This window comes from Bacillus sp. AFS053548, assembly GCF_002575105.1.
Lineage (GTDB): Bacteria > Bacillota > Bacilli > Bacillales > Bacillaceae_G > Gottfriedia.
The window spans coordinates 243,680-255,666 of the sequence record NZ_NUHI01000015.1; the positions used below are offsets into that span (position 1 = coordinate 243,680).

Annotated in this window: 11 protein-coding genes; all 11 read left to right on the top strand. The window is 31.3% G+C overall.

The window, feature by feature from the left end; genetic code table 11:
• Positions 1 to 102: 102 nt before the first annotated feature.
• The 11 genes from CN946_RS09330 to CN946_RS09380 all read left to right on the top strand — a co-directional run bounded on the left by CN946_RS09330 (position 103) and on the right by CN946_RS09380 (position 11,865).
• Positions 103 to 2,280, top strand: coding sequence for a peptidoglycan D,D-transpeptidase FtsI family protein (locus CN946_RS09330; protein WP_098860870.1), 2,178 nt, complete (start codon positions 103 to 105; stop codon positions 2,278 to 2,280).
• 255 nt (positions 2,281 to 2,535) lie between these two features.
• Complete coding sequence (pstB, locus tag CN946_RS09335) at positions 2,536 to 3,357, top strand: phosphate ABC transporter ATP-binding protein PstB (protein WP_483295380.1); 822 nt, start codon at positions 2,536 to 2,538, stop codon at positions 3,355 to 3,357.
• Between the two features lie 23 nt (positions 3,358 to 3,380).
• Entirely contained in the window at positions 3,381 to 4,034 is a 654-nt protein-coding gene (gene phoU / locus CN946_RS09340) for a phosphate signaling complex protein PhoU (protein ID WP_098428847.1), read from the top strand.
• A gap of 136 nt (positions 4,035 to 4,170) precedes the next feature.
• Positions 4,171 to 5,157, top strand: a complete 987-nt coding sequence (locus CN946_RS09345) for a nucleotidyltransferase family protein (protein ID WP_098860872.1) — start codon at positions 4,171 to 4,173, stop codon at positions 5,155 to 5,157.
• Between the two features lie 85 nt (positions 5,158 to 5,242).
• Complete coding sequence (gene rpmG / locus CN946_RS09350) at positions 5,243 to 5,392, top strand: 50S ribosomal protein L33 (protein ID WP_056475024.1); 150 nt, start codon at positions 5,243 to 5,245, stop codon at positions 5,390 to 5,392.
• A 120-nt stretch (positions 5,393 to 5,512) separates the two neighbouring features.
• Positions 5,513 to 6,076, top strand: a complete 564-nt coding sequence (locus tag CN946_RS09355; protein WP_098860873.1) for a 5-formyltetrahydrofolate cyclo-ligase — start codon at positions 5,513 to 5,515, stop codon at positions 6,074 to 6,076.
• A gap of 191 nt (positions 6,077 to 6,267) precedes the next feature.
• Positions 6,268 to 7,215, top strand: coding sequence for an L-lactate dehydrogenase (locus CN946_RS09360; protein ID WP_056475030.1), 948 nt, complete (start codon positions 6,268 to 6,270; stop codon positions 7,213 to 7,215).
• Positions 7,216 to 7,571: 356 nt separating this feature from the next.
• A complete protein-coding gene (locus tag CN946_RS09365) occupies positions 7,572 to 8,327 on the top strand; it encodes a M15 family metallopeptidase (RefSeq protein WP_286133884.1) in 756 nt (251 codons plus the stop codon).
• Positions 8,328 to 8,438: 111 nt separating this feature from the next.
• Complete coding sequence (locus CN946_RS09370; protein ID WP_098428842.1) at positions 8,439 to 8,642, top strand: YqgQ family protein; 204 nt, start codon at positions 8,439 to 8,441, stop codon at positions 8,640 to 8,642.
• Positions 8,643 to 8,698: 56 nt separating this feature from the next.
• A complete protein-coding gene (locus CN946_RS09375; protein WP_098860889.1) occupies positions 8,699 to 9,673 on the top strand; it encodes an ROK family glucokinase in 975 nt (324 codons plus the stop codon).
• A 299-nt stretch (positions 9,674 to 9,972) separates the two neighbouring features.
• Positions 9,973 to 11,865, top strand: a complete 1,893-nt coding sequence (locus CN946_RS09380) for an LTA synthase family protein (protein WP_098860875.1) — start codon at positions 9,973 to 9,975, stop codon at positions 11,863 to 11,865.
• Positions 11,866 to 11,987 lie beyond the last annotated feature (122 nt).

Consider the following 11,987-nt stretch of genomic DNA (forward strand, 5'->3'; position numbering starts at 1 on the left):
TATTGTCACTAAATTGTCAAAAACTTAGCAGTGATTCTTTTTTCCAAATCATTAAAATATTAATATGTAGAATTAGTAATTGTTGAAAAAAGAGGAGAAAAAATGAATAAGCCTAAGAAATATAAAATCACATTACCAACACGACTGAATACACTATTTTTTCTTGTGTTTGTCTTATTTTCTTTTTTAATTCTAAGATTAGGTGTCGTACAAATTGTTAAAGGTGAAGACTATAAATTAGAATTAGAGCGTACAGAAAATATGACCGTCGATCAAGCTGTACCAAGGGGAAAAATTTTAGATCGTAACGGAAAGGTTGTCGTAGATAATACGCCTTTACGTACAATTACGTATACAAGAAAAAAAGGGACAACTTCAGGTGAGTTATTAACAATGGCTACAAAGTTAAAAAGTTATCTTAAGATGCCAACTAATAAAATAACAGAACGAGATCGAAAAGATTATTGGTTATTAACAAATCCTGAAGATGCAAAAAAACTAGTTTCAAAAGAAGAGGATAAAACACTAAAAGCCCAAAATAAAGATGATGACGCTGCTTACAATAAGGCTTACTATAATTTACAGATTGATAAAATTACAGCTGATCATATCAATTCTCTTAGTGCAAATGACTTACAGATACTTGCAATTTACAAGCAAATGAGTGCTGGTTATGCACTAACTCCACAAACAATTAAAAGTGAGGGAGTTACTGAAAAAGAATATGCAACAGTTAGTGAACATTTGGACCAGCTTCCAGGTGTAGATGTAACGACAAATTGGGAAAGAAAATACGTTTATGGTGATACGTTCCGAACAATTTTAGGTAATATTACTTCTGAAAAAGAAGGATTACCTGCTCAAAATGTCGATTATTATTTAGCACGGGGTTATGACCGTAATGATCGTGTAGGAAAAAGTTATATTGAAAAGCAATATGAAGATGTTTTACGTGGTACAAAAGGTAAGGCACAAAATGTTATTGATTCAAATGGAAATGTTGTTGATACGAAAGTGATTACTGAAGGGGAACCTGGAAGTGATTTAGTACTGTCAATTGATATGGAACTTCAAGGTAAAGTTGATTCAATAATTAAAGATAGGCTTTTACAAGCAAAAGCAACGTCAAATGGTCGATATTTGGACAGAGCATTTGTTACAATGATTAACCCGAAAACGGGTGAAATTTTAGCTATGTCTGGAAAGCAAATTGTTAAAGACAAAAAGACAGGCAAAAATAAAGTTGTAGATTACGCAACAGGAAATCTTACTTCATCTTATGAGATGGGTTCAACAGTAAAAGGTGCAACTCTTTTAACTGGTTATCAAACAGGAGCAATTACTCCAGGACAAAGGCAATTCGATACACCGATTAAAATTGCGGGAACACCAGTAAAAGCGTCATATAAAAACTTCGGATGGATTAATGATTTAGATGCCTTAAAATATTCATCAAACGTTTATATGTTCCGAACGGCTATGGCTATTGGACATGCAAATTATGTTGAAAATAGGCCTTTAGATATCGACGTAAAAGCGTTTGATACATTCCGAAACAGTTTCAGTCAATTCGGGCTTGGTGTTAAAACTGGAATTGATCTACCAAATGAAGCAATTGGATTTAAGGGTGTAGACAAAAGCCCAGGTTTCCTACTAGATATGGCAATTGGGCAGTATGATACTTATACACCACTTCAATTAGCTCAATATGTATCTACAATTGCTAATGGCGGTTATAGAATTCAACCGCATGTTGCAAAAGAAATAAGACAGCCTTCTATAGGTGAAGATTCTGGTGTTATAAGAACAGAAGTAAAACCTAAAGTATTAAATCGAATAGATATGAAACAATCATACATCGATCATGTTAAACAAGGTTTGATCAAAGTATATAATGAGACTGGTGGTACTGCTCGCAAATACTTCATAGGCGTAGACTATAAAATAGCCGGTAAAACAGGTACAGCCCAATCTGTCTACGACGGTCCAGATCGTAAAAAATACAATGGGCCACAAAAAACTTATAATGAAACATTGATGGGATATGCTCCGTATGACAATCCTGAAATTGCCTTTGTAGTAGTAGTTCCTTGGTTGCAAACTGACCAAGCACCAGTAAATAAATACATTGGCCGAGATATTATGGATGAATACTTTAAATTGAAAAAAGAAAGACAATCTATTTATAATGACGAACCAAAAGACAATTTAGATAATCAAGACACACAAGACAATCAAAATAGTCAAGATAACCAAGATACTCAAAATAAAAATCAATAAGAAGAGAAGGGATTAAACCCTTCTCTTTTTTTATTTGGAAAACTCCTTTTTTACACTCTTCATTCTTCTTCTGAACTTATTTACATAATCTTTACATTCGGTTAAAACAGGTTTAATAGTTTGAGAATATGATTATTCATGTAACGTATTACTGAATTTAAACGATTATAAGTTTTATCTATTGTTTAGTTAATATTTTATCTATCAAAAATAGAAAGCTTCCTTTAGGATGAGAGGGGATCGAAAGTTATGACAATGACATTAAATAGAGAGAATACAATTAAAAACGATGATATTGAAGAGATAAATACAAACGTAAAAAAATCAATTGTTTATGATACTCAAGATTTGAATTTATGGTATGGACAAGATAAAGCATTAAAAAATATAAATTTAAGTATTTATGAGAATGAAGTTACTGCGATTATTGGACCTAGTGGATGTGGTAAATCGACTTATTTAAAAACGTTAAATCGTATGGTTGAGTTAGTTCCTTCAGTTCGAACAGAAGGGAAAATCCTTTACCGCGAACAAGATATTTTCGATAAAAACTATCCTGTTGAAGAATTAAGAACGCACGTAGGAATGGTATTCCAAAAGCCAAATGTATTCCCTAAATCAATTTGGGAAAACGTTGCATATGGACCGAAAATACATGGTATTAAAGATAAAACTACATTAAATCAGATTGTTGAAAAAAGTTTAAAAGGCGCAGCAATTTGGGATGAGGTTAAAGATCGTTTGCATGAGAATGCTTTTGGTCTTTCAGGAGGGCAACAACAACGTTTATGTATCGCACGCTGTTTAGCAATCGAGCCAGATGTTATTTTGATGGATGAGCCAACGTCAGCACTAGATCCTATCTCAACTTTAAAAGTTGAAGAGTTGATTCACGATTTAAAGAAGGATTTTAGTATTATTATTGTGACGCATAATATGCAACAAGCAGCCCGTGTTTCTGATAAAACTGCATTCTTTTTAAGCGGTGAAGTAGTTGAGTTCTCAGATACAAATAAACTGTTCTCAACACCTAAAGATAAACGTACTGAAGACTATATTACTGGACGATTCGGATAATAGAAGGGAACAGGTGAAAAGAGATGAGAAATCAATTTGAAGCAGACTTAAAAACATTACAAGAAATGATTATCGAATTGGCTGAGAAAACAAAAAAAGCAGTCATTAAAAGTATGGAGGCATTTCGTACTGAAAATATTGAACTAGCTTTAGAAGTAATTGACGAAGATGATCGCATCAATAAATTAGAAAAAGAAGTGAATGAATTAATATTAGTGATTATTACAAGACAACAACCAGTTGCTGTAGACTTAAGAAGAAATTTAACTGCTATTAAGATTGCTCATGATCTTGAACGAGTTGCAGATTATGCTGTAAATATTGCAAAATCGACAATTCGTATTCGTAGTCGTCAAGAAAACTTACCATTAGAGAATATAGAAAAGATGCATGAACTTGGCTTAGATATGTTAACAAAAGCTTCAGAAGCATACCGAACAGAAGATTTACAAGCAGCCAAAGAGATTGGTGAAATTGATGATATTGTTGATGAACTATATGGTACTACTGTTAGAACTTTAATGACAAGTATTGCAAATTCACCTGAGCATGTATCCAATATCATGCAAATGGCATTTATTTGCAGATATCTTGAAAGGATTGCAGATTATGCAACAAATATTGCAGAGAATATTTATTATTTAGTTAAAGGGAAACATTATTTATTAAATCAATAATATAAGACTATAGTTTATAACAGTTAAATAAATTAAAAGGGTGTTCAGACAAAATTTACCTGAATGCCCTTTTGTCATATTTATGTAATATTAAGCATACTTCTTTAACTAGTATAAGATATTGAGGTGGTAATAAATGAAGGTTGTTATTTTAGCTGGAGGATACGGTCAAAGGCTTTTACCAATTACTAACAACATTCCTAAGCCACTATTACCAATCGCAAATAGAGCAGCAATTGAGCATTTAATATTACATTTAACTAGACTTGGGTTTAAAGAATTTATCATTCAGCTTCATTATATGTCCCAAGCAATAATCGAGACGATCAATGCAATGAAATTAAAAAATGTTTCAATTGATTATATTATAGAAGAAAAAAGTTTAGGGTCTGCTGGCTGTTTAAGACTATCTAAGCATTTTCTTCATGAACCCTTTCTATTAGTGAATGGTGATATTTTATTTGACGGTGATATTAGAGATTCATTAAAAACTCATTTAGAAAGTAAAAGTAGATTCTCTATGTTTGTAAAACAAGTTGATAAGTGTGGATCATACGGAAATGTAAAAGTAAAAAATGGACAAATAATCGATTTTATTGAAAAGCCGAATGAAGGTAGTGAAATTAGTAAATTAGTTAATACGGGAATTTATATTATGAATCCTGAATTATTATATCAAATTCCAGAAAATCGTTATTTTGACATTAGTAATGATCTGATTCCTTTAATGTTAAAAAATAATATCTGTTTAAATGCTTTTCATTTAAAAGGTTATTGGATTGATTATGGGACACCTAGAAGATTTGCAAAGCTGAATGTAGATTGGATTGAAGAGAAATTAAACTTACCTATTCCTGCTGTTCAAATATTACCAAGAATCTTTTTAGGTGAGCATGTAACGATAAATAATAATGTTAAGATTGTTTCTCCCGTTATTATTGGGAATGATGTTACGATTGAGGAGAACTGTGTAATTGGCCCATATGTGTCGATTAGTTCTAATATTCGAATCGATCAAGGCAGTGTTTTACATCATCAAGCTGTCTTTCAAAAATATACTCTGAATTATGAGAATAGGTTTGTACATAATTCAATAAAAAAAATATCAAAAGAAATACATTGAATCAATAAAAACTATGGAAATTATCGCGAAAGAATGTTATTATATACAAGTCTGATTATGTCACTATGTCAGGAGGGAAAATAAAATGCGCGTAAATATTACATTAGCATGTACAGAATGCGGAGATCGTAACTACATCACTACTAAAAATAAACGTAATAACCCAGACCGTCTTGAGCTTAAAAAATATTGCCCAAGACTTAAAAAAGTTACAGTTCATCGCGAAACAAAATAAACAGTAGGAATTTTCCTACTGTTTTTTTTATATTTAAATACTTATAATTTTAATTAGAATACATATCAATAAAACTTTTTACTTAAGAAAACTCGATCCTGACCTAAGGAGGCCAATATTATGGAAAAAAAAGAAATTAGAAATTCTATGATGAAAAACTTGAAAAATATTTCAGTATCGGATAGAGACGAAAAGTCACAACAGATTATAGAAAAATTATTAAATATAGAACAAATGAAGAGTGCAGAAATTATAGCAACAACGATGCCTATGGAGCATGAAATAAATACTAAGTATTTAATCACTGCTTGTTGGGAAATGAATAAATCAGTTCTTGTGCCTAAATGCAACCATGAGACTAGAAAAATGCATTTTTACAAAATCAATTCATTTGATGATTTAAAGAAAGGTTATTTTGGAATACAAGAGCCGATAGAAGAAAAATGCGAGGAAATAAGAAAAGAACTTATTGATTTAATAATTGTGCCTGGAGTAGCATATACAAAAAATGGTGAACGACTAGGATATGGTGGTGGTTATTATGATCGTTACTTAGAAGATTATAATAAACAACTCTTGGCCTTAGCTTATGACATTCAAATCATTGATGAACTACCAACAGAAAAACATGATATTAAAATGCCGTTGGTTTTAACAGAATCAAGAATAATAGAAGCAATTTAATAAGTGCATAATGTGACACGATTTGTTTGAAAATAGATAAGACTTAATTAAAGTCTTATTATAATCAAATTTGTACACGACTAATATTGTAACAAATTTGTAAAAAGTTTCACAAACTTTGAGTGGAAATACATATATAATATAGAAGTCACAATTACTTACACTTTTATAACACAAATGAGGTGGATATTATGTTACACAAAGAAATAAATCGTGTCGCACTTATCGGAACAGGAGCAGTTGGAGCTAGCTATGCTTTTGGTATGTTAAATAAAGGTGTTGCCGAAGAATTAGTTATGATTGATTTAAATAAAGATAAAGCGGAAGGGGACGCAATGGATTTAAGTCATTGTTTGCCTTTTGTAGATTCTAGAACAAAAATTTGGGCTGGAGATTACAGCGATTGTAAAGATGCGAGTTTGGTCGTCATTACAGCTGGAGCAGCTCAAAAGCCTGGAGAAACTCGTTTAGATTTAGTTGCAAAAAACTGCGCTATTTTTAAAGGGATAGTTGGAGAAATTATGGCTTCAGGATTTGACGGTATCTTTTTAATTGCCACAAATCCGGTAGATATTTTAACTTATGCAACTTGGAAATTTTCAGGATTACCAAAAGAAAGAGTGATTGGATCTGGAACAAGTTTAGATACTGCACGCTTTAGATATATGCTTGGCGATTATTTTAATGTTGATGCAAGAAATATCCATGGATATATTATCGGTGAACATGGTGATAGTGAACTACCAGTTTGGTCTAAAACAAATGTTGGTACCTCACCAGTACACCATGTATTAAAGAAAAATCCAAAATACAGCCAAAGAGAGCTTGATGAAATCTTTTTAAATACACGTGATGCCGCATATCACATTATAAAGAAAAAAGGTGCAACATACTATGGAATTGGAATGGGCTTAGTTAGATTAACAAAAGCGATTCTAAAAAATGAAAATAGTATTATTACGGTTTCTGCATATTTAGATGGACAATATGGAGAACACGATATATATATTGGCGTTCCAGCAGTAATTAATCGTGGTGGAATTCGAGAAGTTGTTGAACTAGATTTAAATGAATTAGAACAACGTCAGTTTAAAAACTCCGTAGACACATTAAGAAAAACGATGGAACCTATTTTATAAACTTGTACAAATAATACCTCTTTCTATTTGAAAGAGGTATTATTTGTTAGAGTGTTGAAATATATAATGGTCAATCGAGAAAACGTGCATTAGAATTATGTGTTAATTTTTAGAAAAACAATTTCGAATGATTAGTCTATAGATTAAAGTTAGTTATTAATTGATCTACAAACTGTTTATTATACAACTGTTACGTTACTCTAAGTAAAGGCTATTAGATAATAAATTGACAAGATTATTTTTCAACAGTGTGAAGACCTCTTTCTATTTGAAAGAGGTCTTAGTGTATAGATTCTTTGAAAAATATGCCATCTTTTAATATTGTGAAAGTAACAAAAAGAATTAAGGAGGTAATTTTGAAAAAAATAAATAGTAAGTACGCATGGATATTAATAGTAATATTCATTATTGGACTAGCTCTATTTTTTGGAAACCAAAATTATTTTAATCATCATCTAAAAAAGCCTAAACAGACTTCGTTGAAATTTCCTAATTACGATGATACAGCGATCGAAGCTGAGAATGGATTATTAGCTGTAACGAATCCTACATCTAATTTAGTATTAGTTAATAAAGAAAGGAAGCTACCAGATGGGTATGAACCGCCAGACCTAGTTTATCCAATCGTTCCTTTACATGGTGTAAACAAAGATAAGACATTAATGAGAAAAGAGGCAGCTCATGCTTTAGAAAAATTATTTGAAAGAGCAGAAGCAAATGGCATAAAGCTTACTCCAGTTTCCGCATATCGCTCATTTGATCGACAAAAAAGCTTGTATAATTATTATGTACAAATTCATGGTGAAGATTGGACCCAATCTTTTAGTGCTGTGCCTGGTACAAGCGAACATCAAACTGGTTTATCAATAGATGTATCATCTCCAAATTTCGGTAACAAGCTTGAACAAGGATTTGGAGAAACGAAAGAAGGAACTTGGCTTGCAGAACATGCACATGAATTTGGATTTATCATTCGTTATCCAGAGGACAAAGTAGATATTACTGAATACAATTATGAACCATGGCATATAAGATATCTCGGGATAAAATACGCTACATATTTATATAAAAATGATTTAGCTTTAGAAGAAGTAATGAAGCCTAAAAAATAATTATAAATGCCTACAAAATAAATGGTTTGTTTGGTATTTCACATTGACGAGTAATCGTTTCCAACTTATACTTATTACATGTTTATAAAGATAAAATAATAGGAGTTAAGTATGAAATCCGTATATGATATTCAACAATTTCTAAAGAATTATGGCACCTTTATTTATACAGGTGATCGATTAGCTGACTTGATGTTAATGCAAGATGAGCTAAAAGAATTATTTTTAGCGAATATACTTGAAAGTAAAGATTTACAAATTGCTACCATGATATTAAAAAAAGAAATGGATGAAATAAAAAATAAAACGGTTTGAAGAAATCGTTTTTTTTAGAATCTATTGCAAACGATTTCACTGCGAAGGGAGAAGGCATTATGGCTAAAATGATTGTAGGTGTAGATTTAGGTGGTACAAGCATTAAATTGGCATTATTAACAAATAACGGGGAATTCATCGATAAATGGGAAGTACCAACAGATAAATCTGATAGTGGTAAGCATATTCCTAAAACAATTACAATTGCAATTGAAGAAAAACTTAAACAGATGGATAAGACAAAGGAAGATATCGCAGGAATCGGTATTGGAGCTCCAGGTTCGGTTCGATTAGAAGATGGACTTATATTTGCAGCAGTAAATTTAGGGTGGGTTAATTTTCCTTTAAAGGAAATTCTAGAAAAGGAATCAGGTATTCCTGTAATCGTTGATAATGATGCAAATATAGCAGCTGTTGGCGAAATGTGGAAAGGTGCTGGAAATGGAGCAAAAGATGTAGTAATGGTTACGCTTGGAACAGGAGTCGGCGGAGGCGTAATTGTAAATGGGGACGTTGCACATGGAATTAGTGGATCTGCAGGTGAAATTGGCCATATAACAGTACAACTTGAAAATGGAGTATTATGTAACTGCGGAAAAACGGGATGCTTAGAAACAATTTCTTCAGCTACAGGAATTGCTAGAATAGCAAACGAGAAATTACAAAATACGACAAAAGAAACGGTTTTAAAAGAAATGTCGAATAATTCACCAATTACAGCTAAGGATGTTTTTGATGCTTATTCAAATGGTGATGAAGTTGCAGAAGAAATCGTTAATCATGTAATGAGATATCTAGCTTTAGTTTTAGCCGGAGTAGGAAATACTTTAAATCCTGAAAATATCATTATTGGTGGCGGAGTATCAAATGCAGGTGAACTGTTATTAAAACCTCTAAAGAAATATTTTGACGAATTTGCTTTCACAACAGTACGAGATTCGACAAAACTTTCAATTGCCAAGTTAGGGAACGATGCAGGAGCAATTGGAGCAGCTTATTTAGTAAAAAAATTTATTACTAATGAAATTTAACTTAAATTTAAGGTGCTTCTAATTGAAGTACCTTATTATGTTTATTGTATTGAATTGAAAAAAAAATTAGTTATTTGACGACGGAACTAGTTTATGATAAATTGAATGACGTTAGAAAAAAACCTAAGGTAACGTTAAATAAAATTTTTAGATCCATACATTTAGTAGCTAATAATTGTATGAATCATTTCAAAAATTCTTGGTATTTAAATGCCAATAAAATAGATATGTGAAATGCCAAACATTGTTTTATAATAGATAAAATAGATTAATAGTCTAAACAAGAGGAGGAACAGAATATGTGGAAAAAGTTTATTAAAAACTTTGGATTCCCGTTACTTGCTGTATTCCTTTTATGGATTAAAGCAACTATTCTAAGCCAATTTTATTTTGATTTAGAAATTGAAAATTCAATGCAAGAATTTATTTTGATAATTGCTCCTATATCTTCATTATTAATTTTTATAGGTATAGCTCTTTTTGCAAAAGGACCAAAACGAAATAGAGCAGTTATTTGGATTACTATAATCATGTCCTTTATTTTAGTAGCCGATACTGCTTATTATTCATTCTTTGACGATTTCGTAACGATTCCAGTGTTATTTATGACTCGAAACTTTGGGGATTTAGGTTCAAGTGTCAAAGCAATGATCAGCTATAAAACAATCTTAGCTTTTTCTGATATTTTTATCTTAATTGCTGTTAATTATTTCTGGGGTAAAAAATTCTTTACTACTGGTAACATTAAAGGGAAAGCTAGAACAGCTTATTTCTTAGCAGCGGTTGCTATTTTCTTAGTTAACCTTGGATTAGCAGAAACTGAACGTCCACAATTATTAACACGTTCATTTGATAGAGAATACATTGTTAAATTCTTAGGATTATACAATTATCATATATATGATATGGTTATTCAATCAAAAACATCTGCTCAAAAAGCGATGGCTGATGATAGTGAATTAGCAGGAATCGAAAACTTTATTCGTGCTAACGATACAGGTGTGAATGCACAATTACATGGTAAATATAAAGGTAAAAACGTAGTAGTAGTTTCATTAGAATCATTACAAAATTTTGTAATTGGACGAAAAATTAATGGACAAGAAATTACGCCTTTCTTAAATAAATTTACGAAAGAAAGTTATTATTTTGATAATTTTTACCACCAAACTGGACAAGGTAAAACATCTGATGCTGAATTCTTAATTGATAATAGTTTATTCCCATTAGATCGTGGTGCTGTATACTTTACAAACAGTAGTAATACGTTTACTGCTACACCAGCGATTCTTAAACAGGATCAAAATTATTACACTTCAGTAATGCATTCAAATAATAAATCGTTCTGGAACCGAGATATGATGTATCCAAGTCTAGGTTATGATCGTTATTATAATGAAGTTGACTTTAAAGTAACTGCAGCCACTTCAATTGGCTGGGGACTAAAAGATAAATATTTCGTTGAACAAGCTGTAGACAAAATGGCAGCAGAGCCTAAACCGTTCTACAACCGTATGATTACACTAACTAACCATTATCCATTCGAATTAAATGATGAGGATTTAATGATTCCACGTTTAAAAACTGGAGACCAAACTGTTGATAATTATGTAACAACAGTACGTTATTTAGATGAATCAATCAAACACTTCATTGAAGAAATGAAAGCAAAAGGTTTATATGATAATACAATCATTGTTATGTATGGTGACCACTATGGTATTTCTGAAAATCATGATCGTGCAATGAGTGAAGTATTAGGACAAGACATTACACCTGCAGAACATGTTAAATTACAAAAAGTTCCTTTCTTTATCCATGTACCTGGACAAACTAAGGGTGAAACAATTCATAAAGTTGCAGGTCAAATTGATGTTAAACCTACAATTTTAAACTTATTAGGTGAAAATCCAAATAAAACATCTATCAACTTTGGTAATGATATTTTCTCTCCTAAACACAAAAACTTTGTAGTTTTCCGTGACGGAACAATCGTTACAGATAAATATATTTACACTGGCGAGAAGATGTATGATCCAAATACTGGTGAAGAATTAAAAGGACAAAAACCACCTAAAGAAGACTTAGCAAAAGCAAATAAATCACTTGAGTATTCAAACTCAATTATTTATAAAGATTTACTTCGTTTCTATGAAGTTAAATATAAAAAAGCTGATACGAAGTTTGAATAAACATCAAAAGCACTTCCTTAATGGGAGTGCTTTTTTACACTGTAGAAAAACAATCTTGTCAATTAATGATCAAATTTCGTAAAAGGAGTTTAGTGATGTTAATTTCCATTACAGGATGCTCG